The organism is Gymnodinialimonas phycosphaerae (genome assembly GCF_019195455.1).
Taxonomy (GTDB): domain Bacteria; phylum Pseudomonadota; class Alphaproteobacteria; order Rhodobacterales; family Rhodobacteraceae; genus Gymnodinialimonas; species Gymnodinialimonas phycosphaerae.
On sequence record NZ_JAIMBW010000001.1, the window covers coordinates 1,442,777 to 1,469,537 of the forward strand.

Here is a 26,761-nt window from a genome sequence, read left to right on the forward strand (position 1 = left end):
CCACCCCACACGCCCTAACAAAACCTTAACAAAAATCCCCTTCCCCAACCTTTTCAACAACTTAACCACCCTGCTCAAGCTTGAGCATCCCTGCACGCGCCGCTTTCCCTTGCTCCTTCCCCCGCCGCCCGCTACGCCACTCCCATGCCTCGCCCCCGCGCCCTTGACCACGTGATCCTGATCCTCGGCTGCGTGGTCATGCTGGGGCCGCCTGCCCTTTTGCTGGTCAACGGCTTCTCGCTCGCCGCGCTGTCCACCCTGGCGCAACCGACGACCCCACGGCCGGACCTGTGGCAGATGCTGGCCACATCACTCATCATCGCGGCGGGCGTGGCGGTGCTGAAAACCGCCACCTCGCTTCTGGCCGCCTTCGCCCTCGTCTTCTTCCGCGTGCCCGGGGCGGGCGTGATCTTTCCGCTGCTGATCCTGCCCCTGTTCCTGCCGATTGAATCCCGCATCATGCCGACGATCCTCGTCACGGACGCCCTGGGCCTTCTCAACACCTACACCGGGTTGATCCTTCCCGTCGTGGCCACGGGCCTCGGCACGTTGATCCTGCGCCAACAACTCAAGCAACTGCCGCCCGAGGTGATCGAGGCCGCGCGGCTTGATGGGGCGGGGCCGTGGCGGGTCTTCATCGATATCATCATCCCGCTCTCGATCCCGATCCTTGCGGCGCTTTTGGCGTTCTTTTTCGTGCTGGGGTGGAACCAGTACCTCTGGCCGCTGGTCGCCACCCCCTCCGCCCCCGAGCGGGCGACCGTGGTCAGCGGCATCTCGCTTTTGCGCATCGGCTCGCCCGCGTCGCTGACACTTGCTATGGTGGCGATGGTGCCGCCCCTCGTCGTCTTCGCCATCGCGCAGCGTTGGATTGCCAAGGGGTTGGCCCCGATCCGGGCGTGACGGCGGGGCCATCCCGCCTCGGTTTCCCCGTATCGCGCGGGCGCTTCGCGCCGCAACGTGACGCAAAAGGAGACGCCCGTGACCTCATCCGCCTCGTTCTGGGACAAAGCCGCGCCCAAATACGCGACCTCCGCGATCTCGGATATGGAGGGCTATCGCGCCACGCTGGAGCGTACCATCGCGCACCTCTCACCCACGGACCGCGTGTTGGAATTGGGCTGCGGCACCGCCTCCACGGCGTTGGAGTTGGCGGGGCATGTCGCCCATATCACCGCCACTGATATCTCTGGGGCCATGGTCGAGATCGGGCGGGGGAAAGTGGCCGAGGCGGGCGTTGACAACATCACGCTGCACACCGGCGTTGCAGGGGATCCAGAGGTGGCGGAAGGCGCGCCCTTCGATGCGATCCTTGCGCTTAACCTGTTGCATTTGCTGCCCAACCAGACCGAGGCATTGGCGCAGATCCACGACATGCTCAAGCCCGGCGGCGTGTTCATCTCCAAGACCGCGTGCCTGGGAGAGCGGTGGTTCTTCAAGCCGCTGGTCAGCGTCATGGCCCTGTTCGGCAAAGCGCCCTACGTGACGCACCAGCGCGTCGCAGCGCTTCGGACGGCGATTGCGGCGGCTGGTTTTGAAACGCTGGAAGAAACGACACAACCCGGCACCCCACCCCGCCTTTACATGGTCGCACGCCGCGTTTAGCGCTGCGGCTTGACGACGGGCCCCGTAGTCCAGACAGTCACCCGCAATTGACCTGACCGGACCGAGGCCCATGACCGATCTGCCCGAATACTACTTCCGCATTCGCGAAAACGGTGCAGCGGTGTTTCGGGTCTCCACCGAGAACCGGCAGCGTCGGATCGAGATGGACGAGATCGCGGTCGTCAATACGCGCAACGGCAACGTCAAACCCCACGGCGACCATGTGTTGAGCGATGAGGAAAACGCGGTCATCGCCGAATGGATGGAGGAACGCCTTGCGGTCCTTGCGGATCGCGATATCGACGATATTCACCGGGCGGTCGATTACCTGAACCTGACAACCCATTGGGCCCAAAGCCGCGCCAGCGATGAGGACCTTGAAGACGTCACAGACCGCCTGCTGCTGGCGATGCACGACCTGCGCAGCGTCTTGGTCCGCAAGAAAGCGGACCGGATCATGGCCGCCTCGAAGGGGGCCGAGGGGAGTTAAAGCATCACTTTAACTTCGCCCCACAAGATCCTGTCATAAAACATCTATTGCACAGTAAGGCTATAGATCGTCTGACCCACAACCGGCTGGATCATCTCCTGGCAATTGCCGGGCCCATCGGTGGCCATCCAGATATGGCCGGGGTCGGTGGTGAAGCTTAGCGCCTCACCGGGGTTCAGGCCGCCCTGATCCACCGGAACCCCATTGGGGTCGATCCACAAGAGCGCCCTGAAAAGGCCTGTCTCGTTGCGAAACGTAACCACCGTAGGCTGCCCGGTCTCTCGCGATCCAACGCGCCCGAAACTGTCGCAGGCCAGATACCCCTCTTGCGCGCCAATCGGTGCGGAAGGGCTGAGCCCGCTTTCCGGTGTCAGCCTGTCGATCTGGTCGCAATCGGTCAGGAACGGCCCCAGCGTGCTTGGCCCGTTTCCCGTCAGCGTGAAACCTCCGGCCCCGCCGACACGTTCGAAGTGCACGGTGGGATCGCCTGCGATCACCAGCCACGCGGGATCAGACATTTCCAGCACCAGCTCGATCCCCGAGACGCCGAATTCGATAGCCGTGCCGATCACACTGCCGTCCACGTCGATCTGTTGCCCGGCGCCGTTTCGGATACGCAACGTCGCCAGGTCATTCTCGGCCAACCCCGTGATATCAGCGGCGATCTGCAACGCGACCAGCGGCCCCTGTGCGCCGATGAAACACTGGCCCATGATTGCCACGTCGTCCGTTTCCGGCACGCCGTAGATCACGCGAAGCTGCGTCTCGAACACGTTGTCGCTGACCTGAGAAAAGCGTGACCAGACGTGGCCTGAAATCTCGGGGCCAAGGTCGGGCACCAAAGCGCCCGCTGCCTGACCCGGCAGGGGCAAGGTCGGGATCACAAGCGCGCCGCCAGAGACAGTGGCGCAATCGCTGATGAAGCGGCCCACGTAATCCTGGTTCCCGGTCAAGTCGAAGGGGTAGTAGAAATCCTCGAACCCCGTGATTCCGTAATAAAACAACGCAGAATTCGCCAGCAAAGCCATCTCTGGGCCGTCGGCATCCACGATCATTTCGCGTCCGCCGGTGGGCTGTCCAGGCGCGCGGTTCACGATGGTGCTGGCCACAATCAACTCGTTCCCAACCGGCACGTCCGACATCCGCACATCATAGGCGTCAAAGGCGATGCCCGAGGACGGATAGGCCTCCATCCTCAATACCACATTGCCTGCCGCGTTCCCCGGCGCGCAACGCGCCCAGATCAGGCCACCCGGCAAGGCACCGTCCGAGAGATCGCCGGGCTGGGTCGCCACGAGGTTCAGTTCAGCCGCGGCGGGATCAATCGGGAATACGGCGCTGTAATGCCAGATGAACGCCTCTCCATCCTGGGCGGCAAGGGGCAAGCACAGGCTGGCGGAAAGGAGACAAACAAGAGCAGGCAATCGCATGGCGGGAGGCTCCGGAATAAATGAAATAAGGCCCTCAGGGTCCTACGCAGCCAGATTCGTTGCAAGCCATGCTTTCTTTGGCGCGTCACGCCCGCGTGAAATACGTGGTCAGCACCGCGTCCTTGCGCGGCCCCGTGACGTGCCAGACGGTGGTGAAGGCATCTTCCGCGAAGGTATAGCGCACGCGGTAGGTGTCGGGCGGGCAATCGTGCAGCGCCTCCTGCCCCTGTGCGGGGACGGTATGGAACGGGCGAGCATCGTCGAAAAATACATGCAGCCCGTTCCCGTCTTCGCGCCACAGGTAGCGGCGCGTGGCTTGCATGGGGGCGGCGGTGGCATAGCGCAGAACGCCCGTCTCGGTCTGGGTCAGACCATCGGCATCGGGGGACCACAGGGCCTCGCCCTCGAACCGGCCCGTCAGGCCTGCACGGCGGTCGTCGATGTCGCGTAGAACGCGCCAGCGGCCTTCAAGATCTGCCAATTGCCGCACCGGGTTGCCCCCTTTGCCGTAGCTTCGTATCAGACAGCCGAAAACCTCCGCGAAAGGCAAGCCCATGATCCCCCGTTATTCCCGCCCCGAAATGGTCGCCATCTGGGAGCCCGCTACCAAGTTTCGCATCTGGTACGAGATCGAGGCGCATGCCTGCGACGCGATGGCCGATCTGGGCGTGATCCCGCGCGAGAATGCGGACGCCGTTTGGAAGGCAAAGGACGTGGAATTCGACGTCGCCCGCATTGATGAGATCGAGGCCGTGACCAAGCATGACGTCATCGCCTTCCTCACCCATCTGGCCGAACATGTGGGCAGCGATGAGGCGCGTTTCGTGCATCAGGGCATGACGTCGTCGGATGTGCTCGACACCTGCCTGAACGTGCAACTGGTGCGTGCGGCAGATATCCTCATCGCGGATCTGGAGAACCTTCTGGCCGCCCTGAAACGTCGCGCGATGGAACACAAGATGACCGTGCGCGTCGGCCGGTCCCACGGGATCCACGCCGAGCCCACCACGATGGGCCTGACGTTTGCCCGCTTCTACGCCGAGATGGACCGCAACCTTGCCCGCATGAAGCTGGCGCGTGAAGAGGTGGCAACAGGCGCAATCTCGGGCGCCGTCGGCACCTTCGCCAACATCGATCCGCGCGTGGAAGAGCATGTCTGCGCGCAACTGGGCCTGACGCCCGAGCCGATTTCCACGCAGGTCATCCCGCGCGACCGCCACGCGATGTTCTTTGCCACCCTCGGCGTCATCGCCAGCAGTATCGAGAACGTCGCCACGGAAATCCGCCACATGCAGCGCACGGAAGTGCTGGAAGGGGCGGAGTTCTTCTCGGTCGGGCAAAAGGGATCCTCCGCGATGCCGCACAAGAAGAACCCGGTTCTGACCGAAAACCTGACCGGGCTGGCGCGGCTCGTGCGCATGTCCGTGGTGCCCGCGATGGAAAACGTCGCGCTCTGGCACGAGCGTGATATCTCGCATTCCTCGGTCGAACGCGCGATCGGGCCGGATTCCACGGTGACGCTGGATTTCGCCCTGAACCGCCTGACCGGCGTTGTCGACAAGATGCTGATCTTCCCCGACAATATGATGGACAACATGAACAAATTCCCCGGTCTGGTGATGTCCCAGCGGGTGCTTCTGGCCCTGACCCAAGCCGGTGTCAGCCGCGAAGATGCCTATGCCATGGTCCAGCGCAACGCGCTCAAGGTCTGGGAAGAGCGCACGGATTTCCGCGAGGAATTGCTGGCCGATGAGGCTGTCGTGGCCGCCTTGGGGGTGGACGGGATCGAAGAGAAATTCGACCTTGGCTATCACACCAAACACGTCGACACGATCTTTGCGCGGGTCTTCGGCGACTGACACCTGCCGGGGTTTGCCCAAAGAAAGGGCGTCATGTCGGACGGCACGGGATGTGATCTGATGGACCTCTTGCCGGATGCCGCGGTCGTGTTACGTTAACGCTGCGTAAACTAGCCGCTCAACGGAACAGGAGACTTTTCATGACGATCAAGACCCTTCTTGCCGCCAGCGTCCTGCTTGTGGTTCCCGCGATTGCACAGGCCCAATGCAGTTGGGGCGCGTCCTCGACCGAAGCGCAAATCAGCTGCGCCGGCGGTATGACTTGGGATGCAGAGGCGATGGCCTGCGTGGCCACGGCCTCCAGCTGACGCATCCGGTTCCGCCTGTGCCACGGTGCTGGCGGGACCATTTAGGGGGCCAGTGTGCTCAATCAGATCGCAGCCCCCCACGACGTCCACAGGCCATCTGATGACCGACGCGTTAGTCCCCGTGTCCTAACCGTTCCTTAAGGCTTTGGCCCTACACCTGCCTTTGGGTGACGAAGAAAGGGTCGACATGGGCTTGCTGCGTGATTTTGATCTGGGTTCTGCATCGGCAACGCTGGATGCGGACGACGATAGCCCTTTCGCGATGAAAGATGTGACCCCCCGCCAAATGGGGTCGCAACAAAAGGCGGCCGTGATCGTGCGGTTGCTGTTGGGCCAAGGCGTGTCTCCGGGGGTGCAGCGACTTGCGCCGCATCATCAGACCAGACTTGCCCACATCATCTCCGGGCTTGGAACGATCGACCGCAAGACGCTTGCGTCGGTGGTGCATGAGTTCACCGATCTGATCGATAATCTGGCCCTCAGTTTCCCCGATGGCCTCACCGAAACCCTTGAACTGCTGGAACCGCACCTGAGCGAACACGCCTTGAACGTTCTCAAGACGGGCGTTGAGCGGGGCGCAGGAAATGATCCCTGGGCGCGGGTGGCGAAACAACCGGTGGAGCGTTTGGCCCCGCTTTTCGCCAGCGAAAGCGCCGAGGTTGGTGCGGTTCTGCTGTCCAAGCTGACCGTTGCGAAGGCGTCGGCCCTGTTGTCGGAGCTTCCCGAGGATCGGGCAGAGATTCTGGCCCATACGGTGGCCCTGACAGAATCAATCACGCCCGAACTGGTCGAGCGGATTGGCGAGCACATCGCCCAGGTTCTGGAGGCGATCCCACCGCCGGCCTTCGCCAAGACGGCCGCCGAGCGGGTCGGTGCGATCCTGAACTCGACCCCGCAAGCGGCCCGCGAAAAGCTGCTCGAAGGGTTGGATACCCGCGACGCGCCGTTTGCGAAGGAAGTGCGCAAATCCATCTTCTCCTTCAACCACATCCCGATGCGGGTAGACCCGCCCGACGTGCCGATCATCGTCCGCCGGGCCGATGCGCAGTCGATCATTGTGGCCTTTGCCGCAGGGCTTACCGCAGCCCCCCTGACGGTCGAATTCATGTTGGAAAACATGTCGAAGCGCCTGGCCGAACAGATGCGAAACGAGGCCGAAGGTCTGTGCACGCCGAAGGCCGAGGAAGGCGAAGCCGCCATGGCGGAATTGATCAGCACGATCCGGGATCTGGAGGCCTCTGGGGACCTGAAGCTGCTTCCGCCGCCGGAATAAGCGTGCCCGCCCCTCGCCCGATGGCCTGCGGCGGGCTATGGTCTGGGCATGGTTCTGGAATTCACCGAAAAGGGCATCTACTGCCCCGCCGCCGATGCCTATATCGATCCATGGCGCCCTGTGCCACGGGCGCTGATCACCCACGGCCACTCGGATCACGCCCGCCCCGGCCATGGGGCCTATCTTGCGACCGAAGGCTCGGCCCCCGTGATCCGGCACCGTCTGGGCGACATTCGGATGGAAACGACAGCCTATGGCACCGTGCACCAGATCGGCGATGCGCGCATCAGCTTCCACCCGGCGGGCCACGTGCCGGGCTCGGCCCAGATCCGCGTCGAGGTGGGGGGCGAGGTCTGGGTTGCCTCGGGCGATTACAAGACCATCGATGACGGCCTGTCCGAACCGTTCGAGCCGGTCCGTTGCGACACCTTCATCACCGAATCCACCTTTGGACTGCCGATCTATGACTGGCCCTCGCAAGAGGCCCTCGCCCATGATCTCAACGCGTGGTGGGCCGCCTGCGTCGCGGACGGAAAGCGCGCCGTCCTGGGTGTTTATGCGTTGGGAAAAGCACAACGCATCATGCGGCTTCTGGACCCTGCCATTGGCCCGATCCTGACCCACGGCGCCGTGGAGGCCACCAATAAGGTCCTGCGCGGCCAAGGCCTGATCCTGCCCGAAACCGTCCCCGTGGTCGACGGCATGGACGCAAAAAGCCACCCGACCGCGATCGTGCTTGCCCCCCCGTCGGCCCTTGGGTCGGCCTGGATGAAACGCTTTGGCGCGGTCTCGACGGGGTTCGCCTCGGGCTGGATGCGCCTGCGCGGAGTCCGCCGCAGGCGCGCGGCGGATCGGGGCTTTGTGGTCAGTGACCATGCCGATTGGAAGGGTCTGAACGCCGCCATCGCCGAGACCGGCGCGCAGCGCGTCTTCGTCACCCACGGCTACACGGCGCAATTCTCCAAATGGCTGTCCGAGCAGGGCTATGACGCGGGCATCGTCGAGACGGAGTTCGGCGGCGAAAGCCTGGATGAGACCGAGGAGACCGCCGCATGAGTGTCCTGACCAACCTCGACCGGGTGTTCACCCTTTATGCCAGGATCCTTGAGAAGCCGACGCTTTGGGCGGTCTCTTCACAGAAGCTGATGCGGTTCCTTTTTGCGGCGACCGCGCCCATGTGGCACCGGCTGCCCCGCGGCTGCCGCTTGCAAAAAGACCCGGACGGCACGCTGCACATCACCCCACAAGGCGCTGAAACTGCAGGCCTTTTCTTCTACATCCACGGCGGCGGATTCACTCTGGGCAGCCCCACGACAAACCGCGCCGTCGCCGCGCATATCGTCCACGCGGCCGGGTTGCGGGCCTATTGCGTGCGCTATCCGCTGGCGCCAGAGCATCCCTTTCCCGCCGCCCCCGATGCCGTGTTCGGGGCCTACAGCGCTCTGGTAGAGGCGGGCACCGTCCCCGTGGCGATCGGTGGCGACAGCGCCGGCGGCAACCTGGCGCTTCTGACCATGCAGCGCGCCCGCGACGCGGGTCTGCCGTTGCCCAAGGCCATGGTGCTGATGGCGCCGGTGGCGGATTTGTCCGACGATCTCGAAGCGCGGTTTGCGCAGGCGGCGTCCGAATACCTGATCCCCGCCGTCTGGGCGAAACGGATCGAGCGGGCGTATCTGCGCGACACCGACCCGGCCTCGCCCGCCGTCAGTCCGCTGTTGGGTGACCTTCGCGGGCTGCCACCGACCCTGATCCACACCGCCGAAGGGGAAGCGCTCAGCCAGGATGCCAAGGCGCTGGCCGCGCGCATGGACGACGCGACGCTCGATATATGGCCCGGTCTGCCCCACGTCTGGCACCTCAAGGCCGGTGTCGCGCCCGCTGCAACGCAGGCCTGCGCCGAGCTTGGGGCCTTCATCAAGGCGCACGCATGAAGGCTTTTGCGACGCTCTTCACCACGCTGGACCAGACCACGAAGACCAGCGTGAAAACGGCGGCGCTGGCCGACTATTTCCGCACGGCCCCGGAAGACGACCGCATCTGGACCATCGCGCTTCTGTCAGGCCGCCGTCCGCGCCGGACGATCACCACCACCAAGCTGCGCGAATGGGCGGCAGAGCGCGCAGGCATCCCGCTGTGGCTGTTCGAGGCCTGCTACCCCGTCGTCGGCGACCTCTCTGAAACCATTGCGCTGGTCCTGCCCGCGCCCGAAACCCGCGTCGAGAAAACCCTCAGCGGCTGGATTGCCACCCTGCGCGGGCTCGACAGGGCCGAAGAAGACGCGCGCAAGGCCGCCATTCTACAGGCATGGGACGGTCTTACCCCGATAGAGCGCTTTGTTTTCAACAAGTTGATTACCGGCGGCTGGCGCATGGGGGTCAGCCAAAAGCTGATGACACGGGCCCTGGCGCTGGCCACGGGCATTGAAGAGGCCGAGCTGACGCACCGCCTGATGGGCGATTGGACGCCCGACACCGTCACGTGGGAAAGCCTGATCGAGGCGCCGGATCCGACCGCAGACCTCAGCCGCCCCTATCCGTTCTACCTCGCCTATCAACTGGAGGGCGACCCCGAGGATCAAGGGGCCGTCGGGGACTGGCTGGCCGAGCGTAAGTGGGACGGCATAAGGGGTCAGTTGATCCTGCGCGAGGCCGAGCGCTACCTGTGGTCGCGCGGGGAAGAGTTGATGACCGATCGCTTCCCGGAATTCGCGCAGTTGGTTGATTTCCTGCCACAGGGCACCGTGATCGATGGGGAGGTTCTGGCCTACGACCAGACCCGTGAGATGCCGTTGTCGTTCAACAAGTTGCAGCCCCGCATCGGGCGCAAGACGGTGCCAAAGAAGCTGCTGAAGGAAGCGCCGTGCATCCTGATGGCCTATGATCTGCTGGAATGGCAGGGCAAGGACCTGCGGCAGGAACCGCTGGCGTCACGCCGCGCGATCCTGGAATCCGCCATCGCCACCCTGCCCCCCGATGCGCCCTTGCGGCTATCGCCCAAGGTATCCGCCGAAAGCTGGGACGATCTGCGCGATGCCCGCGCGATCAGCCGCGAGATCGGGGCAGAGGGGCTGATGCTCAAGCGGCTCTCTGCGCCCTACCTCGCGGGGCGCAAGAAGGGCGATTGGTGGAAGTGGAAGGTCGATCCACTGACCATTGATGCGGTGATGATCTATGCCCAGGCGGGCTCGGGGCGGCGGGCGACGCTCTACACCGATTTCACCTTCGCGGTCTGGAACGGCCCCGATCTGGTCCCTTTCACCAAGGCCTATTCCGGCCTGACGGACAAGGAATTCCGCGAGATCACGGCCTGGGTGCGCAAGAACACCACGGACCGCTTCGGCCCTGTGCGGCAAGTGACGCCGCACCACGTGTTCGAGATCGCGTTCGAGGGCATCCAGGCCTCGCCACGACACAAATCAGGCGTCGCCCTGCGGTTCCCACGCATGTTGCGGTGGCGCCGGGACAAGCCCCTGGAAGAGGCCAACACATTGGACGATCTGAACGCGATGTTGGCACAATATGGCTGATCGCTGTTGGGGGGCGTCGCAAGTCCTCGGCAAAACCACCAAAGTGTGGTAGGATAGTGGGGCAAGATCACGATCGGAAACAGTCGGAGGATCAGCCCATGCAGACTCAAAGCATCACTGAATACGCACACGCGCTTTATGCCGCCCATGGCAACCGCGCCGAGCACGAGGCCGCGCGCAAGGCGAAAGTCGCCAATGACAATGGCGCCCGCAAGGAAGCGGAGCGGTGGCAGAGCATTCGCTTGCACATCAAGGAGTTGCGCGGCGCACGCCAGACCTGAGGCGCGCGCCACCGCGACCTATGGGAACACGTAGCTGCGCGGCCAGGCGCCATAGTCAAATGTGCTCACCCCGTTCCGCGTCGATCCGGTGAACGCCTGTTGTTCGCCTTGGATCTGGATCGTCACGGTTCCCCCTTCGGCGGCGACCATCAGCCCCCGGTGGACGGCGGCGTTGCAAATCGGGCTATCCGAGGAATACACATCCGTTCCCCAGACTTGGCCCGCCCCAAAACGATCAGCCGGGCAGATCACGGTCACGCTTTCACCCACGCGGTCGCCGTAGCCGATGGCGTCCGCATCATCGCTCCAGGTGATCTGGATCGCCTGCCCCGCATTCGACCCGAGGGGCTCGGCGGATGTGATCTGAAAGCTGGAGCTCCACGACCCGTAATCCAGCGTCGTCACACCGTTCTGACTGCTTCCTTCGTAGCTATCAAGGCCCGCGACCTGCCGAAATCCGACAAGGCCCCCGGCCTCACGCGTGATCCAGCCATAATGCAGCGCGGCGGTACAGATGGAGCTGTCTGAGGTATAGGTCCCCGTCCCCCAAACCGTCGAAAGAGATCCGTTCGCCGGACATTCAATCTGCCCCGTAGCCCCCGGCGTATCGAGACCGCGTGCAATCAAATTCGCGCTCCAGTCTGCAAATGCCGGGCCAGACAGCAGAACAAAAGCGGCCGTAGTCGTCTTGAGCGTTCTTGAAAACATGGGGTGCCTTTCAAATTTTATGCGTGAAAACCAACGGTTGGTCAATAATTGCCAAACAGGGCGCTCCCTATAGGTCAATAGCTATTGCCTATTGCGGCCCGCGCCATGGCACAGACCATGCCCGAGATCCGCGCGCGCAAACAACAAAAATTTGCATTATTGACGGTTTGGGGGCCTCAGGCCACGTCGCTGACCGACACCGGGCGCTTGCCGGACGCCCAGGCGCTCGCGGCCTCTCCGAATGCCGCGAAAAGCGGCCGCGACACCGGATCTTCGGCGGCACGGTATTCGGGGTGCCACTGAACGGACAGCGTGAAGCCCGGCGCATCGGCGATATAGATCGCCTCGGGCGTGCCGTCGGGCGCGTGGCCGTCGATGATCACGCGCGCGCCCGCCCGCTTGATGCCTTGGCCGTGCAGCGTGTTGGTCATCACCTCTTGCGCGCCCATCAGCCGGTGGAACGGCCCGCCCTCGGTAAAGGTGACGGCGTGGCGCAGCTCAAACTTTTCCTCGATCGTACCGTCGGGGGGCATGCGGTGGTTCATCCGGCCCGGCAGGTCGCGGATTTCCGGGTAGAGCGATCCGCCCATCGCCACGTTGACCTCCTGAAATCCCCGGCACAGGCCAAGGAACGGCTGGCCCCGTTCGACGCAGGCGCGGATCAGCGGCAGGGTCAGCGCATCGCGGTTGCGGTCCATGGTGCCATGGGCCTCGGTGTAATCTTCGCCGTATTCCTCGGGGTGCACGTTCGGGCGCCCTCCGGTGAAGACGAAGCCCGCACAGGTCGCCAGCAACGCCTCAATATCCACGACGGCGGGATCGGACGGCACGATCAGCGGCAACCCGTTTGAGACCTCGGCCACCGCTTCCGAATTCATCACGCCGCCCGCGTGGGTAGCGTATTGATCGTTGATCAGATGGTGATTGCCGATAATGCCAATGACAGGGCGAGTCATGTTGGGTCCAGACTTTTGTAATGGAACGAACTTAGCGGCGCTTTTGTCCAAGGAAAAGGCGCTTTGCCGCGCACGGGGACGCGCATCTGCGCACATGATTAAAAAATGTGCGCCTGTGATGATCATCGGGCGCGCGGCACCTGCCCTCCTGAATGACCCGGGCGGGCGGCATCCACGGGGTACCGCGATCCAGTTGATCGGCCAGCCCCTCGCCAAGCGCTTACTTGCACCAAGGGGCCTGCACCGCGCCCGCGCGTCTGCCAACTTACGGATTTCCCTGCTTGATCCCAGCCGCATCTCGCAGGAAACTGCGTCAACACTCATCTTTTGGCCCACACTCACTTTTCGGCCCACACTCACTTTTCGGCCAACACTCGCTCTTCGGAAGGCCCCCTCCATGTCCGATACCTTCGACAGCACCCCCGAGACCGCCCGCCCGGAAGACGAGCATCGCTTCCCCTGCTCCAATTGCGGATCAGACATGCGTTATGCCCCGTCCGAGGGCAAAATGATCTGTGATCATTGCGGCAACGAGGAAACGATCGAAGTGGAAAACGGCCCCTGGGGCGGTGGCACAGAACTGGTGGAGAACGATTTCGACGCCGCAATGCGCGGCGAATTCGCGGCCGCCGAGATGGAAGAGACCCGCGTTTCGGCCTGCCCCTCGTGCGGCGCACAGGTGCAATTCGATGGCGCGGCCCATTCCCAGGAATGCCCCTTCTGCGCCACCCCCGTGGTGACCGACACCGGCACCCACCGCCACATCAAACCCAAGGGCCTGATCCCGTTCCAACTGACCGAGCGTGAGGCCAAGAAAGCGATGAACGACTGGCTTGGCAAGCTGTGGTTTGCCCCCAACGGGCTGAAAGATTACGCCCGCAAGGAAAGCTCGCTCGATGGGATCTATGTGCCCTATTGGACCTATGACGCGGATACCAAGACGTCATATCGCGGCCAGCGGGGCACGGCCTATTACGTCACGGTGACGGGCCCCGACGGCAAGCCCAAGCAAGAACGCCGGATGCGCTGGTCGCGCAAGTCGGGCCGCGTGGCACGATTCTTCGACGATATACTGGTGCTGGCCTCCAAGTCTCTGCCCAAACGCTACACGGACGCGCTGGCCCCCTGGGATTTAAGCGCGCTGGCCGAATACAAGCCCGAGTTCCTGTCCGGCTTCCGCGCAGAGGGTTATACGATCGAACTTGATGAAGGCATGAACGAGGCCCGCCAGATCATGGATGCGCAGATCAAACGCGACATCCGCCGTGACATCGGGGGCGACGCCCAGAAGATCGATCACATGGATACCCATGTGTCCGACGTGACTTTCAAGCACATCCTGCTGCCCGTCTGGATCGCCGCGTACAAGTACCGCGACAAAAGCTTCCGCTTCGTGGTCAACGCCCAGACCGGCAAGGTCCAGGGAGAACGACCCTACAGCTGGGGCAAGATCGCGCTGGCCGTTCTTGGCGCCATCATCATCGCAGGCGCGGTGTTCTACGGCCTTGAGGTCATGGACCAATAGACGTTGACCGGCGTCCGCGCCGGGACCTCAATCCGGGTACAAAAGCAGGTCCGCCCGGCCCATTGCCCCGATCGCGGCGCTGCGTGTGCGGCGGCCCCTTGAGCCTGGACTTGCATCAAAGCCCTTCCGTTGAGCCCGCGTGAGCGCTAACACACTCCCGCAACCCTGATGGAGTGACCCCATGATCCTGTGCGCCGGTGAAGCCCTGATCGACATGCTGCCCCGCCAGACCGAGGCCCATGAAGCGGCCTTCGCCCCCTATCCCGGCGGCTCGGTCTTCAACACGGCGGTGGCCTTGTCGCGCCTTGGCACCCGGACCGAGTTCTTTTCGGGCCTTTCCACCGACCTCTTCGGGGAACGTCTGGAGGGTGTCCTGATGGCCAATGGTGTCGGCAGCGCCCTTGCCCACCGCAGCGCGCGGCCCACGACGCTGGCCTTCGTGACCCTTACCGATGGCCACGCCAGCTATGCCTTCTATGACGAGAACACTGCAGGCCGGATGCTGACAGAAGCCGACCTGCCTGCCATTCCTGAAACCGCCAAGGCGTGTTTCTTCGGCGGCATCTCCCTGGCGGTCGAGCCCTGCGCCGACGCCTACGCCGCGCTGATCACGCGTGCCGATGACCTGGGCCGCGTGGTGATGATCGATCCCAACATCCGCCCCGGCTTCATCGCCGATGAAACCCGCTTCCGCGCGCGGCTCGACCTGATGCTGGCCCATACCGACATCATCAAGGCCTCGGACGAAGACCTGCGCTGGCTGCTGGGGGATGAACCTTTGCCCATCCTGGCCGAGCAATTGCGCGCCAAGGGGCCGAAAATCGTGCTTGTCACCCAAGGGGCGGCAGGCGTGACGGGGTTCCACGCGGGCGGAGACATTCACGTGCCCGCCCAGGCCGTCAGCGTTGTCGATACCGTTGGTGCGGGCGACACGTTCAACGCGGGTGTTCTGGCCGGGCTGGAAGACGCGGCCGCCCTGGATAAATCCATGATTGCCAAAGGCTTGCCAGAAGACGTGCTGCGCGCGGCCATGACCCTTGGCGTCCAAGCCTCGGCGATCACGGTGACGCGGGCGGGCGCCAACCCGCCGCGCCGGGATGAACTGGGTTGAGGGCACTTCTTCAGCGTGTGCATGCGGCCCGCGTCGAGGTGGACGGCGCTATCGTCGGCCAATGCGGTCCCGGCCTGCTGATCCTGCTGTGCGCCATGCAAGGCGACACGGAGGCCCAGGCCGACCGCCTGGTCGCCAAGATCACCAAGTTGCGGATCTTCAAGGACGACGCGGGCAAGATGAACCTTTCCCTGCGCGACACCGGGGGCGGCGCGCTGGTCGTCAGCCAGTTCACGCTGGCTGCCGATACCTCTCGTGGGAACCGGCCCGGTTTCTCCGCCGCCGCCGCGCCGCGCGAGGGCGAGGCGCTTTACCTGCACGTCGCAGCACGGCTGCAAGACGCGGGCATCGCCACGCAAACCGGCCGGTTTGGCGCCGATATGGACGTGCATCTGGTCAATGACGGTCCGGTCACGATCTGGATGGACACCGACGCCTAACGCTCAAATATTGGGCAACGCCCCCTCAAAGCCCTGTGAATATTGCACAAAAGGCTGGCCCTTTCGTCCGTTCCTCAATCTGTTAGGGTCATACGCCCGGAGGAACCATGAGCAACCAGATCCAATTTTTCGATGAAATGACCGGGGGCGCAAGCCAGGCACGCGAACCCTACGCGCCCTATGACGCGTGGTTCCAGGGCGAAGACCTGGACGACTTGCGCAACAAATCCGCCGAGGCGGAGGGGTTTTTCCGCCGCACCGGCATCACCTTCAACGTCTACGGGCAGACCGAAGCCGACGAACGCCTGATCCCCTTCGATGTCGTGCCCCGCATTATCTCGGGACGCGAATGGACCCGCCTGACCCGCGGGATCGAGCAGCGCGTGCGCGCCATCAATGCCTTCCTCTACGATATCTATCATCGCCAAGAGATCCTGCGCGCAGGCCGCGTCCCGCGCGAATTGATCGACGCCAATGTCGCCTTCCTGCCGCAGATGATCGGCGTGGCACCGCCCGGCGGCATCTACACCCACATCGTCGGCACTGATCTGGTGCGCACCGGTGAGGATGAGTTCTTCGTGCTGGAGGACAACGCCCGCACGCCGTCAGGCGTCAGCTACATGCTGGAGAACCGCGAGACGATGTTGCAGATGTTCCCGGACCTCTTCAGCCGCATCAAGGTGCGCCCGGTCCAGAATTATCCCGCCAACCTGCGCCGATCGCTCGCGGCCTGTGCGCCCAACGCTTGTGACGGCGATTGCACGGTGGCGGTGCTGACGCCGGGCATTCACAACTCCGCCTATTTCGAGCACGCTTTCCTCGCCGATCAGATGGGCGTCGAGCTTGTGGAAGGCCATGACCTGCGGGTGAAAGACGGACGCATTGCGATGCGCACGACCCAAGGCTACAAGGCGATCGACGTGCTCTATCGCCGCGTCGATGATGATTTCCTCGATCCGTTGAATTTCAATCCCGACAGCATGTTGGGCGTGCCTGGCATCATGGATGTCTATCGCGCGGGCGGCATCACGATCGCCAATGCGCCCGGCACCGGGATCTCGGATGATAAGGCGCTTTATAGCTACATGCCTGATATCATCGAGTTCTATACCGGTGAGAAGGCTCTGTTGCAGAACGTGCCGACGCACCGCTGCTCAGAGCCTGAGGCGTTGAAATACGTGCTCGATCATCTGGCGGAGCTGGTGGTGAAAGAAGTCCACGGCTCGGGCGGCTATGGCATGCTGGTGGGGCCTGCCGCGTCGAAAAAGGAACTCGAAGCCTTCCGCGCCAAGCTGGTGGCCAATCCCGGCAACTACATCGCGCAGCCCACGCTTGCGCTGTCCACCTGCCCGATCCTGACCAAGGCGGGGCTTGCGCCGCGCCATGTGGACCTGCGGCCCTTCGTGTTGATGGCGCCGGACCGGATCACCATCACGCCGGGCGGGCTGACGCGGGTCGCGCTGCAAGAGGGCAGCCTTGTGGTGAACTCCTCCCAGGGCGGCGGCACCAAAGACACTTGGGTCTTGGAGGATTAGGGGCATGCTAGGCAAAACCGCAGGCGGCCTTTACTGGCTTTTCCGTTATCTGGAGCGTTCCGAGAACACGGCGCGCCTGATTGAAACCGGCTTCCGGATCGCATTGACGCGGCCCGATGGGTCCGACGATGAATGGCGCTCGGTGCTGCAAACCGCCGCAGTGCGCGGGCTTTACGAAGGGCTCTATGGCGAGGTTGAAGAAACCAAGGCCATCGATTTCCTTCTGCGCGACCGCGCCAATCCGTCGTCGATCCTGTCCTCGATCTCGGAGGCGCGCCAGAACGCGCGCCTGACCCGGACCGCCCTGACCCGAGAGGTCTGGGAGGCGATCAACGACGCCTACATGAACATCAAGGAGCTGCTGGCAAACCCTGTATCGACCAAGCAACTGCCCGCCGCGCTCGCCACGATCCGCCAACACTCGGCGCTGGTGCGCGGTGCCATGCACGGCACGATGCTGCGCACGGACATCTTTGATTTCTGCCGCCTGGGCACCTTCATCGAGCGTGCCGACAACACGGCGCGGATCCTCGACGTGAAGTACTACGTTTTGCTGCCCTCGATGACGCAAGTGGGCTCGGACCTCGACAATGTGCAGTGGGAAACGATCCTGCGCGCCGTGGCCTCGCACCGCTCCTACAGGTGGTTGATGGGCGGCGATGTCACGCCCAAGGGCATCGCGGATTTCCTGATTTTCGACACGCGCATGCCGCGCAGCCTGCGTTTCACAGTCAAGAAGATGGCGTCCAACCTTGAGTATCTGTCCGAGAACTACGGCGCGCGTCATCCCTGCCATGACCAGATGGACGTGCTGTTGGCGCGGCTCAAACACGGCACCATCGATGACGTCTTCCAAGATGGGTTGCACGAATTCCTGACGGATTTCCTGTCGGATATCGGAACGCTTGGCGCTCAGATCGAGCGTGATTACAGGTTCCTGGGGTAGAAGTTAATGCAGTTAACGATTTCTCATACGACCACCTACCAATTCGACGAGCCCGCCCACTACGGCCTGCAACAACTCCGCCTGACGCCGCCGTCGTATCCGGGCCTGCAAACCGTCCAGAATTGGAACATGAAGGTGACGGGCGGCAGGGTCGAGACGACGTTTCGCGACCAACACCAGAACCACGTGGCGCTGGTCTCTTTCGACGACGGCGCCCACGAGATCCGCGTGCTGTGCGAGGGGCAGGTCACGGTCGAGGACACCGCCGGTGTCGTCGGGCCGCATATCGTGGGCAAGAACGGCCACTTCGCGCCGCTATGGTACTTCCAGCGCACCACGGCGCTGACCACGGCGGGCCCGCTGGTTCTGGCGTTGCTTGACGGCCTGGCCGAGGAAATGCCCGACGATCTGCCCCGCCTGCACGCGCTTTCGGCGCGCATTCTGGACGCTGTGCCCTACACCATCGGTGCCACCGGCGCCGAAACGAATGCCGAAGGCGCCGTGGCCGCCGGGGGCGGCGTGTGCCAGGATCACGCCCATATCTTCATCACGGCCGCCCGCGCGATGGGCTACCCGGCACGCTATATCTCGGGCTACCTGATGATGAGCGACCGCATCCATCAAGACGCCTCCCACGCCTGGGCCGAAGCCCATGTGCCGGGCATCGGATGGGTCGGGTTCGACGTCTCCAACGGCTATTCGCCCGACCCGCGCTATGTGCGTGTGGCCTCGGGGCTGGATTATTCCGAAGCGGCCCCGATTTCGGGGCTGCATTACGGTGCGTCGGGCGAAGCGATGTCTGTCGACATCCAGGTCGCGCAGCAGTAGGACATCGTTAACGGCTTTGCCCCATATCTGGGGCAACAAAGGGACGACAAGCGATGACATATTGCGTGGGGATGAAGCTGGATCGCGGTCTGGTTTTCATGTCCGACACCCGCACCAATGCGGGCGTCGACAACATTTCGGTGTTCAAGAAGATGTTTCAGTGGGAAGTGCCGGGCGAGCGCTCCATCACGCTGATGACGGCGGGCAACCTGGCCACGACGCAAGCCGTCGTCAGCCTGCTCAACGAGCGCTCCATCGCGGCAGAGGATCGCGGCACGCTGTCGATTGTCGAGGCCCCCTCGATGTTCCAGGTCGCCAAACTGGTCGGAGAGACGCTGCGCGAGGTGATCGCAGATCAGACAGGCCAAAGCGGCCAAACGGCAGAACGCGCATTCGGCGCCTCGATGATCCTTGGCGGCCAGGTCCGTGGCGGCGAGACGCGGATGTTCCACATTTATCCCGAAGGCAACTTCGTGGAGGCCAGCACCGACACCCCCTTCTTCCAGATCGGCGAGGCGAAATACGGCAAGCCCATCATCGTGCGTGCATATGATCCGGCGCTGCGGTTCGAAGAGGCCGTGAAGCTGTTGATGGTCAGTTTCGATTCAACCCTGAAGGCGAACCTCAGCGTCGGCATGCCGCTGGATCTGCACCTTTACGAGGCTGACACGCTACGCCACGGCCTGCGCCGCCGGATCGAGCCCGATGATCCGTTTTTCGCCAAAGTCTCAAGCGGTTGGGGTGAGAAACTGCGCGAGGCTTTTGACAACCTGCCCGATTACTCGCTGGACTGACGCGCACCGTCTCCGCCCCCGCATCTTACAGAACAAACTAGCCTGTGACGTCGTGTTGGTAGATCCAATTGAAGCGGTTCGTGACCGCATGGGGGGCCACACGGGCCGCCGCACGCAGGGCGGTATGGGCGGCAAAACGGTAGGGTCCGGGGCGCAGGTGGTAGTTGGTGGCGTTCTCGTTGGCCGCCTCCACGATCCGGGCGCTGCGGGATTTGCGGGCCGATTGATAGGTGTGCAACGCCTCGCCCGTATCGGGGATCCCGGCCAGGCATTCGGCCAGCACCCACGCATCCTCTAGGGCCAGATTGGCCCCTTGCGCCAGAAACGGCAGCGTCGGATGCGCGGCGTCACCCAGAAGGGCAAGCGGGCCGTTGACCCATTGCGCGGCCACCGGATGGCGGCACAGGCCCCAAAGGTTGGGGCGTTCAACGTCGTCCAGTAACGTCTTGATTTCGGGGCAGAAGTCGATGAATGCGGCGCGCAGATTGCGCGGATCATCGGTCAGCATCCAATCCTCGGGCGCCCAGGCGTCACGCTCTTCCACGGCAACGATATTGGTCAGCGCGCCGCCCCGCAGGGGGTAGCGGACAAGGTGGCGGCCCGGCCCCATGAAGACGTGGGCCTCGGGCGCGAGGGCCGCGCTTGTGGGCACCAACGCGCGCCAGGCGACTTGCCCGGTGAAAAACGGCTTGGAGCGGGGATTGAGGTGCGCGCGCCCGGCGGAATGCAAGCCATCGGCGGCGATGGTCAGGCCGTGGACCTCTTGCGTGCCATCAGCCAAGGTCAGTTGCACCTCGTGCGCGCGCGCCTCGACCTCCGTGACCTGCACGCCCAGGCGGATCTTCACGCCCGCGCCCAGGGCGGCATCGTGAAGCGTGTCGATCAGGTCCGCGCGGTGGACGAAGTGGAACGGATCGCGCAGCGGCATGGAAAACACCTCGGTCCCGCGCCGGAAATCACGCAGGCGCACCGCCTGGCCACGGGTGGCATTTGCCGCAACCTCCGCGTCCAGCCCCAGCGCCTGCAAGACCACCCACCCGTTGGGCGAGATCTGAAGCCCCGCGCCGACCTCGCGGATCGCCTCTGCCCGCTCCAAAACCGTCACGACAGCGCCGTGGCGCGCACAGGCCAAGGCGGCCGCCAAGCCGCCAATGCCACCGCCGATCACGGTCACGTCCTTGCCTATCAGCATCTTACCTCTCTCAAGCAAAAGGGCACCCGCGATGGGTGCCCTTTCCGTATCCAAAAGACCAAGCGGCCAGTTGTCGCTGAACAGGCCCGTCGATCCCCGCAGGCGTCGGTCGACGACCTGTTTCGCAGGCCTCGCCGCGCGCGTCAGTCGTCGCGGTGAACCTTTTCGCGGCGCTCGTGGCGTTCCTGCGCCTCCAGCGTCATCGTCGCGATCGGGCGGGCATCCAGACGCTTCAGCGAAATCGGCTCTCCGGTCACGTCGCAGTAGCCGAATTCGCCCTCTTCCACGCGCCGCAGCGCCTGGTCGATCTTGGCGATCAGCTTGCGCTGACGGTCCCGCGTGCGCAACTCCAGCGCGCGGTCCGTTTCCTCGGACGCGCGATCCGCGACGTCCGGGATGTTGCGCGTTCCATCTTGCAGCGTGGTAACGGTCGAGCGGCTTTCGTCCAGCAACTCTTCGCGCCAGTTCAACAGCTTGCGGCGGAAGTACTCCACCTGACGCTCATTCATGAATGGTTCGTCCTCGACGGGACGATAGTCATCCGGCAGGAAAACTTCTGTTTTCATCGTGCTCCCCTCGGTGGGGCTTGTATCGTTCATGGTGTCCAACCTTTGCCAGTCCATGTGACCCCGTGGCGGTCGATTACACCTCCCAAGATGCCTTGTCACCTAGATACTGCGTGATGTAGCCAATTTGATGACCATACTTATTAGGATGCATCCCTTGCTAAGATTTGACGGCACCGCCGATTATGTTGCGACCCAGGACCTGACAGTGGCGGTCAACGCCGCCGTGACGCTGGAGCGGCCCCTGCTGGTCAAGGGTGAGCCCGGCACCGGCAAGACCGAACTGGCACGCCAGGTCGCCGGGGCGCTGGGTCTGCCGATCATCGAATGGCACATCAAGTCCACGACGCGGGCGCAGCAGGGCCTTTATGAATATGACGCGGTCTCACGCCTGCGCGACAGCCAGTTGGGGGACGAAAAGGTTAACGACGTTAACAACTACATCCGCAAGGGCAAACTCTGGCAGGCCTTCGCGCGCGACGATAAATGCGTGCTCCTGATCGATGAGATCGACAAGGCCGATATCGAGTTCCCCAACGACCTGCTGCAAGAGCTCGATCGGATGGAATTCTTCGTCTACGAAACCGGTGAGACGGTGAAAGCCCAGGTCCGCCCCATCGTCATCATCACGTCGAACAACGAAAAAGAGCTTCCCGACGCCTTCCTGCGCCGCTGTTTTTTCCACTACATCCGCTTCCCCGACATCGAGGTGATGAAAAAGATCGTCGAGGTCCATCACCCCGGCATCAAACCCGCGCTTCTAAGCACCGCGCTGACGCAATTCTACGAGGTTCGCGATCAGCAAGGGTTGAAGAAGAAGCCCTCCACGTCGGAAGTGCTGGATTGGTTGAAGCTCTTGTTGGCAGAGGATTTGCAGCCCGAGGATCTGCGGCGCGACGGGGCCAGCGCGCTGCCCAAGCTGCATGGGGCGCTGTTGAAGAATGAGCAGGACGTGGCCCTGTTCGAGCGCCTCGCCTTTATGGCGCGCGGGCAACGGTAGGCGGTCATTCGCCGCCGCTGGCGCAAGGGGGCCTTTCGAAGTGCCTGAATCCTGCCATAATCTCTAGGCAGATTACCCCTGAAGCTTCACTTCCAGCGCAAGGAAAAGCCGCCTTGACGACGTCGTTCTCCATTCGCCCCCCGGGCGCGCTGGACCGGTCCCAATGGGGCGTCCTTTGGCGTGGATACCTTGATTTTTATGGCGCGGACATCGCGCAGGATCATGATGATCTGCTGTTTGCGCGGCTGATCGACGAGGGCGTGGAAGACCTGCAAGGCTGGGTCGCCGAACACGACGGCGCTTTGGTGGGATTCGTCCACATCGTCGTGCATGGCCACACCTGGCGGAGCGAGCGGGTGACCTATCTGCAAGACCTCTATGCCGCGCCCCAGATGCGCGGCTGCGGGCTGGGGCGCGCGCTGATCGAAACCGTTTACCACGATGCCGATGCCCATGGGCGCGGCACCGTCTACTGGATGACCCAGCGCAGCAACGCCACCGCGCGCACGCTTTACGATCGTATCGCGCATCCCACTGATTTCATGAAATATTCTCGAACCTGAAAGCCCAGTTTTTGTCCCGCACCCTGACCCTCCTGGCGCCTGCTGTCGCCCTTGTCCTTGCCGCCTGCACGCCGTCTGTGGGCACCGATGTGCCCGCGCGCGCCTCGGCGCAACTGACCGGCACGCTGCCTGCGATGAACACCTTCGGCGCGGCCCGCGTGGCGGCGCCTGCGCGCTCCAACACCTCTATCGCGGCTGATTTTCTGGACCTCAGCTTTCAGATGGAATCGGGCCGCGCGATTGATCGTATCAGCCGCTTCGAAGGGCCGATCACCGTGGCCGTGGCCTCAGGCGCGCCCGCCTCGCTGAACGCGGACCTCGACCAGTTGCTGGCCCGGTTGCGCAATGAGGCGGACATCGACATCACGCGCACGGGATCGGGCGGCGCGTCGATCACGATCGAGACGATGCCCCGCGCGCGGATGCAGCGCGTGGTCCCGCAGGCGGCTTGTTTCGTGGTGCCCCGCGTCAGTTCCTGGGCCGAGTTCCGCCGCGCGCGCGCGGGCCGGGCGCTGGATTGGACAACCTTGGAGACCCGCGAGCAGGTCGCCGTCTTCATCCCCTCCGACGTGTCACCGCAAGAGGTGCGCGATTGCCTGCACGAGGAAATCGCCCAGGCCCTCGGCCCCCTCAATGACCTCTATCGCCTGTCGGATTCGGTGTTCAACGACGACAATTTCAACGCCGTGCTGACCGGTTTCGACATGCTCGTGCTGCGCGCCTATTACGACGATGGCCTGCAATCGGGCATGACCCGCGCGCAGGTCGCCAGCGCCCTGCCCGGCATCCTGTCCCGGATCAACCCGCGCGGCGGCGTGGCCAACGGCGGGCGCGGGTCCGAGACCCCGCGCACCTGGATCACCGCAATCGAGGCCGCCCTTGGGCCGGGCGCGGGCGATGAGGCCCGCATCACCGCGGCCGAGCGCGCCCTGCGCATCGCGCGGCAGCAACAATGGACCGACACGCGGCTGGCCTTCAGTTATTTCGCGCTGGGGCGCCTGACGCTGTCGCGCGACGTCGAAACCTCGATCGAGGCGTTCCAATCGGCCTCCACCATCTTCGAGCGGACCGCACCCGGCGGCATCCAATCGGCCCATGTGGATATGCAACTGGCCGCCTTCGCCCTGTCAGCGGGCCGCACGACCGAGGCGCTGCGCCTGACCGAACGCGCCCTGCCCGCCGCCACCCGCGCGCAGAATGCATCGCTCATGTCGACGCTTCTGATGATCCGCGCCGAAGCGCTGGACGATGTGGGCCGCGCATCCGAGGCACGCAGCGTCCGGCTTGATAGCCTGGCCTGGGGTCGCTATGGCTTCGGCTCGAACGCGGCCGTCGGTGCGCGGTTGACGGAAGTCGCGGCGCTGTCGCCCGGCCGGTAATTTGGGGGCAATATGCTGAACTTCATTGGCGGGGGTCTGGGCGTTCTGGTCGGCTTGGCTTACGCGTGGCGGCGCGGCGGCAATCGGCTGGACCTGCTGCAATACGGCGCCGTTTTCGCGATTATCGGGTTTCTCATGGGCACGCTCGCGATGTTTATCCTTCCGCCGCCGGGCTGACATTTCGTTAATATTTGGTTGACGAAATTTCGATTATCTTGTTATTTCAGTGTCTTAATGGGTGTGCTCAAGCTTGAGCACCTGGCCTGATATTCGCTTTTCCGCGCCCGGCTCTTTGCGCTAGACAGGGACCATGTTCCTGCCCTTCTTCCAAACCCTGCGCGCTGCCCGCATCCCGGTATCCCTAAGGGAATACCTGGCCTTTCTGGAGGGTGTCTCGAAGGGTCTTGTGACCTATGACATCGACGGCTTCTACTACCTAGCGCGCGCCGCGATGGTGAAGGACGAACGCCACCTGGACCGTTTCGACCAGGCCTTCGCCCATGCCTTCGGCGGCCTGGAGGCGATTTCAGCCGAGGACGTGCTGGAAGCCACCGAGATCCCCCGCGAATGGCTGGAAAAGCTCGTTGAAAAGCATCTGAGCGCGGAGGAACGCGCCGAGATCGAGGCGCTCGGCGGCTTCGACAAGCTGATGGAGACCCTGCGCGAACGGCTCAAGGAACAGGAGGGGCGGCATCAGGGCGGCTCCAAATGGATCGGGACGGCGGGGACATCTCCGTTCGGGGCCTATGGCTACAATCCTGAAGGCGTGCGCATCGGCCAGGACACCTCGCGCCACCGCCGCGCGGTGAAGGTCTGGGACAAGCGTGATTTCCGCAACCTCGACGGCGATGTCGAACTGGGCACGCGCAACATCAAGGTGGCCCTCAAGCGCCTGCGCCAATGGGCGCGGCACGGCGCAGCGGAAGAGCTGGACCTTGACGGCACCATCCGCGCCACCGCGGAACAGGGCTGGCTGGATGTGAAAACGCGGCCCGAGCGGCGCAACGCGGTCAAGGTGATCCTGTTTCTGGATGTGGGCGGGTCGATGGACGACCACGTGAAAGTGGTGGAAGAGCTGTTCAGCGCCGCCAAGGCCGAGTTCAAGCACCTCGAATATTACTATTTCCACAACTGCCTTTACGAGGCCGTCTGGCGCGACAACCGCCGTCGGTGGACGGAAACCATCCCCACCTTCGAGGTCATGAATACCTACGGGTCGGACTACAAATGCATCTTCGTTGGCGACGCGGCCATGTCCCCCTACGAGATCGCCTTTGCCGGTGGTGCGAACGAGCATTGGAATGAAGAGCCGGGCAGCACCTGGTTGCAACGCGCCCGCACCCAATGGCCCGATCACATGTGGATCAACCCGACGCCCGAGAAACACTGGCGCTACACCCAGTCCACCCAGATGATCGACGAGATCTTCGAGGGCCGCATGGTGCCGATGACGCTGGAAGGCATCGATCGCGGGATGCGCGAGTTGGGGCGGTGATCGCGCGCCTGCGCGCCGCGTGGCGCAAGGCCCCTTGGCTGATGTCCGCCTTTGCTTTGGCTTTGGCCCTGACGCTCTATTTCGGCACCCGGATGACCATGAGCGCGATCTACTGGGCCGACCCGCGCCATATCGACCAGGATATCGCGGGCTGGATGTCGCCGGGCTATATCGCCATGTCGTGGGATGTCCCGCGGGAAGTGATGATCGCGGCGATCGGCCAAGACCCCAGCCCCGGACGCCCGCATCGCCTTGAAGAAATCGCGTCCGCGCGCGGCGTGCCATTGGCCACCTTGATCGAACAGATCGAGGCTGCGATCCAATCTTACCGAAACGCGCAGCCATGACCGAAACGGTTCTGTCGCTGGTATCGGCCTATGGAGCGTTGATCGTCGCGATCTGCGCTTTTCTGTCATGCCTGCTGGTACCCATCCCCACCTCCCTCGTGATGCTGTCGGCGGGGGCCTTTGTTGCGGCGGGCGACCTGACGTTTGCGGCAATCTGGATGGCGGCCTGGGGGGCCGCGGTTCTGGGCGACAACACCGGCTTTCTGATCGGCCGCACCGGCGGCGCCCGGGTGATCGCGCGGCTGGCCCGCGCGCCGTCCCGCGCCAAGGTGATCGCTCGTGCCGAGGCCTCGCTGGCGGGCTACGATGGCCTTGGCGTGTTTTTCTCTACCTGGCTTTTCGCGCCATTGGGGCCTTACGTGAATTTCGTCGCCGGCAGTATCCGCATGCCATGGGCGCGTTATGCGGTCTTCGACATGGCCGGAGAGGCGATCTGGGTCAGCTTCTACCTGGGCCTCGGCTATGCGTTCGGCGACCACATCGACGATCTGTCCATGCTGTTGGGCAATGCCTCGGGGTTCCTTGTGGCGGGGCTGATCACGGTTGCACTCGGGTTTGCGCTGATCGGTCGGATCAAACCTGCGAAATAGAAACGCCGCGCCTG

Annotated in this window: 30 protein-coding genes; 24 read left to right on the forward strand and 6 right to left on the reverse strand. The window is 63.6% G+C overall.

Features of this window, described 5'->3' with window-relative positions; genetic code table 11:
• Window positions 1-144: 144 nt before the first annotated feature.
• The 3 genes from KUL25_RS07045 (at window position 145) to KUL25_RS07055 (ending at window position 2,095) form a co-directional block, all read left to right on the forward strand.
• Window positions 145-903, forward strand: a complete 759-nt coding sequence (locus KUL25_RS07045; RefSeq protein WP_257892295.1) for a carbohydrate ABC transporter permease — start codon at window positions 145-147, stop codon at window positions 901-903.
• Between the two features lie 78 nt (window positions 904-981).
• Window positions 982-1,605 (forward strand): class I SAM-dependent methyltransferase, encoded by a 624-nt coding sequence (locus KUL25_RS07050; RefSeq protein ID WP_257892296.1) that lies wholly within the window; start codon window positions 982-984, stop codon window positions 1,603-1,605.
• 70 nt (window positions 1,606-1,675) lie between these two features.
• Window positions 1,676-2,095 (forward strand): hypothetical protein, encoded by a 420-nt coding sequence (locus KUL25_RS07055; protein ID WP_257892297.1) that lies wholly within the window; start codon window positions 1,676-1,678, stop codon window positions 2,093-2,095.
• A gap of 44 nt (window positions 2,096-2,139) precedes the next feature.
• On the opposite strand, the gene KUL25_RS07060 is transcribed toward KUL25_RS07055, so the two are convergent.
• Entirely contained in the window at window positions 2,140-3,480 is a 1,341-nt protein-coding gene (locus KUL25_RS07060) for a hypothetical protein (protein WP_257892298.1), read from the reverse strand.
• 130 nt (window positions 3,481-3,610) lie between these two features.
• On the reverse strand, window positions 3,611-4,081 hold the full coding sequence (locus KUL25_RS07065) for a DUF6314 family protein (protein ID WP_257892299.1): 471 nt from the start codon (window positions 4,079-4,081) through the stop codon (window positions 3,611-3,613).
• Here KUL25_RS07065 and purB point away from each other — a divergent pair.
• The 7 genes from purB to KUL25_RS07100 all read left to right on the forward strand — a co-directional run bounded on the left by purB (window position 4,080) and on the right by KUL25_RS07100 (window position 10,772).
• Window positions 4,080-5,384: an adenylosuccinate lyase gene (purB, locus tag KUL25_RS07070; protein WP_257892300.1), complete on the forward strand. Its 1,305-nt coding sequence runs from the start codon at window positions 4,080-4,082 to the stop codon at window positions 5,382-5,384. The two genes, KUL25_RS07065 and purB, sit on opposite strands and share 2 nt — an antisense overlap.
• 140 nt (window positions 5,385-5,524) lie before the next feature.
• On the forward strand, window positions 5,525-5,692 hold the full coding sequence (locus tag KUL25_RS07075; protein ID WP_161489752.1) for a hypothetical protein: 168 nt from the start codon (window positions 5,525-5,527) through the stop codon (window positions 5,690-5,692).
• A gap of 187 nt (window positions 5,693-5,879) precedes the next feature.
• A complete protein-coding gene (locus KUL25_RS07080) occupies window positions 5,880-6,965 on the forward strand; it encodes a FliG C-terminal domain-containing protein (protein ID WP_257892301.1) in 1,086 nt (361 codons plus the stop codon).
• Between the two features lie 48 nt (window positions 6,966-7,013).
• Window positions 7,014-8,021, forward strand: a complete 1,008-nt coding sequence (locus tag KUL25_RS07085) for a ligase-associated DNA damage response exonuclease (RefSeq protein WP_257892302.1) — start codon at window positions 7,014-7,016, stop codon at window positions 8,019-8,021.
• Window positions 8,018-8,896: an alpha/beta hydrolase gene (locus tag KUL25_RS07090; RefSeq protein ID WP_257892303.1), complete on the forward strand. Its 879-nt coding sequence runs from the start codon at window positions 8,018-8,020 to the stop codon at window positions 8,894-8,896. The genes KUL25_RS07085 and KUL25_RS07090 overlap by 4 nt, the downstream gene beginning before the upstream one ends.
• Entirely contained in the window at window positions 8,893-10,491 is a 1,599-nt protein-coding gene (locus KUL25_RS07095) for an ATP-dependent DNA ligase (protein WP_257892304.1), read from the forward strand. The genes KUL25_RS07090 and KUL25_RS07095 overlap by 4 nt, the downstream gene beginning before the upstream one ends.
• A gap of 98 nt (window positions 10,492-10,589) precedes the next feature.
• Window positions 10,590-10,772, forward strand: a complete 183-nt coding sequence (locus KUL25_RS07100) for a hypothetical protein (protein WP_257892305.1) — start codon at window positions 10,590-10,592, stop codon at window positions 10,770-10,772.
• Window positions 10,773-10,790: 18 nt separating this feature from the next.
• On the opposite strand, the gene KUL25_RS07105 is transcribed toward KUL25_RS07100, so the two are convergent.
• The gene (locus KUL25_RS07105; RefSeq protein ID WP_257892306.1) at window positions 10,791-11,399 is read right to left on the reverse strand and encodes an LCCL domain-containing protein; all 609 of its coding nucleotides are present in this window, start codon (window positions 11,397-11,399) and stop codon (window positions 10,791-10,793) included.
• Between the two features lie 257 nt (window positions 11,400-11,656).
• Complete coding sequence (locus KUL25_RS07110; protein ID WP_257892307.1) at window positions 11,657-12,436, reverse strand: gamma-glutamyl-gamma-aminobutyrate hydrolase family protein; 780 nt, start codon at window positions 12,434-12,436, stop codon at window positions 11,657-11,659.
• 397 nt (window positions 12,437-12,833) lie between these two features.
• Here KUL25_RS07110 and KUL25_RS07115 point away from each other — a divergent pair, with 397 nt between their 5' ends.
• The 7 genes from KUL25_RS07115 (at window position 12,834) to KUL25_RS07145 (ending at window position 19,615) form a co-directional block, all read left to right on the forward strand.
• The gene (locus KUL25_RS07115; RefSeq protein WP_257892308.1) at window positions 12,834-13,961 is read left to right on the forward strand and encodes a TFIIB-type zinc finger domain-containing protein; all 1,128 of its coding nucleotides are present in this window, start codon (window positions 12,834-12,836) and stop codon (window positions 13,959-13,961) included.
• Window positions 13,962-14,142: 181 nt separating this feature from the next.
• Window positions 14,143-15,072, forward strand: a complete 930-nt coding sequence (locus KUL25_RS07120) for a carbohydrate kinase family protein (protein WP_257892309.1) — start codon at window positions 14,143-14,145, stop codon at window positions 15,070-15,072.
• Window positions 15,069-15,512: a D-aminoacyl-tRNA deacylase gene (dtd, locus tag KUL25_RS07125; protein WP_257892310.1), complete on the forward strand. Its 444-nt coding sequence runs from the start codon at window positions 15,069-15,071 to the stop codon at window positions 15,510-15,512. Before KUL25_RS07120 ends, dtd begins: the two co-directional genes overlap by 4 nt.
• A gap of 107 nt (window positions 15,513-15,619) precedes the next feature.
• On the forward strand, window positions 15,620-17,047 hold the full coding sequence (locus KUL25_RS07130) for a circularly permuted type 2 ATP-grasp protein (RefSeq protein ID WP_257892311.1): 1,428 nt from the start codon (window positions 15,620-15,622) through the stop codon (window positions 17,045-17,047).
• Between the two features lie 4 nt (window positions 17,048-17,051).
• Window positions 17,052-17,993 carry an alpha-E domain-containing protein gene (locus KUL25_RS07135; RefSeq protein ID WP_257892312.1) on the forward strand — a complete coding sequence of 314 codons (942 nt, stop codon included), beginning with the start codon at window positions 17,052-17,054 and terminating at the stop codon, window positions 17,991-17,993.
• A gap of 6 nt (window positions 17,994-17,999) precedes the next feature.
• Window positions 18,000-18,821 (forward strand): transglutaminase family protein, encoded by an 822-nt coding sequence (locus KUL25_RS07140; RefSeq protein WP_257892313.1) that lies wholly within the window; start codon window positions 18,000-18,002, stop codon window positions 18,819-18,821.
• 53 nt (window positions 18,822-18,874) lie between these two features.
• Window positions 18,875-19,615 carry a proteasome-type protease gene (locus tag KUL25_RS07145; protein ID WP_257892314.1) on the forward strand — a complete coding sequence of 247 codons (741 nt, stop codon included), beginning with the start codon at window positions 18,875-18,877 and terminating at the stop codon, window positions 19,613-19,615.
• Window positions 19,616-19,652: 37 nt separating this feature from the next.
• Here KUL25_RS07145 and KUL25_RS07150 read toward each other — a convergent pair whose 3' ends face one another.
• Both KUL25_RS07150 and dksA read right to left on the reverse strand, forming a co-directional pair.
• Window positions 19,653-20,807: an FAD-dependent monooxygenase gene (locus tag KUL25_RS07150; RefSeq protein ID WP_257892315.1), complete on the reverse strand. Its 1,155-nt coding sequence runs from the start codon at window positions 20,805-20,807 to the stop codon at window positions 19,653-19,655.
• A 143-nt stretch (window positions 20,808-20,950) separates the two neighbouring features.
• Window positions 20,951-21,373: an RNA polymerase-binding protein DksA gene (gene dksA, locus KUL25_RS07155; RefSeq protein ID WP_068353968.1), complete on the reverse strand. Its 423-nt coding sequence runs from the start codon at window positions 21,371-21,373 to the stop codon at window positions 20,951-20,953.
• 130 nt (window positions 21,374-21,503) lie between these two features.
• On the opposite strand from dksA, the gene KUL25_RS07160 reads away from it, so the two are divergent.
• The 7 genes from KUL25_RS07160 (at window position 21,504) to KUL25_RS07190 (ending at window position 26,747) form a co-directional block, all read left to right on the forward strand.
• Window positions 21,504-22,373 (forward strand): AAA family ATPase, encoded by an 870-nt coding sequence (locus KUL25_RS07160; protein ID WP_257892316.1) that lies wholly within the window; start codon window positions 21,504-21,506, stop codon window positions 22,371-22,373.
• Between the two features lie 113 nt (window positions 22,374-22,486).
• The gene (locus tag KUL25_RS07165) at window positions 22,487-22,936 is read left to right on the forward strand and encodes a GNAT family N-acetyltransferase (RefSeq protein ID WP_257892317.1); all 450 of its coding nucleotides are present in this window, start codon (window positions 22,487-22,489) and stop codon (window positions 22,934-22,936) included.
• An 11-nt stretch (window positions 22,937-22,947) separates the two neighbouring features.
• On the forward strand, window positions 22,948-24,315 hold the full coding sequence (locus KUL25_RS07170; protein WP_257892318.1) for a DUF2927 domain-containing protein: 1,368 nt from the start codon (window positions 22,948-22,950) through the stop codon (window positions 24,313-24,315).
• A gap of 12 nt (window positions 24,316-24,327) precedes the next feature.
• A complete protein-coding gene (locus KUL25_RS07175) occupies window positions 24,328-24,492 on the forward strand; it encodes a hypothetical protein (RefSeq protein WP_201178835.1) in 165 nt (54 codons plus the stop codon).
• 133 nt (window positions 24,493-24,625) lie between these two features.
• Complete coding sequence (locus tag KUL25_RS07180; protein WP_257892319.1) at window positions 24,626-25,810, forward strand: vWA domain-containing protein; 1,185 nt, start codon at window positions 24,626-24,628, stop codon at window positions 25,808-25,810.
• Window positions 25,807-26,157, forward strand: a complete 351-nt coding sequence (locus tag KUL25_RS07185; RefSeq protein WP_257892320.1) for a hypothetical protein — start codon at window positions 25,807-25,809, stop codon at window positions 26,155-26,157. The genes KUL25_RS07180 and KUL25_RS07185 overlap by 4 nt, the downstream gene beginning before the upstream one ends.
• Complete coding sequence (locus tag KUL25_RS07190; RefSeq protein WP_257892321.1) at window positions 26,154-26,747, forward strand: DedA family protein; 594 nt, start codon at window positions 26,154-26,156, stop codon at window positions 26,745-26,747. The genes KUL25_RS07185 and KUL25_RS07190 overlap by 4 nt, the downstream gene beginning before the upstream one ends.
• The last annotated feature ends 14 nt before the right edge of the window (window positions 26,748-26,761 follow it).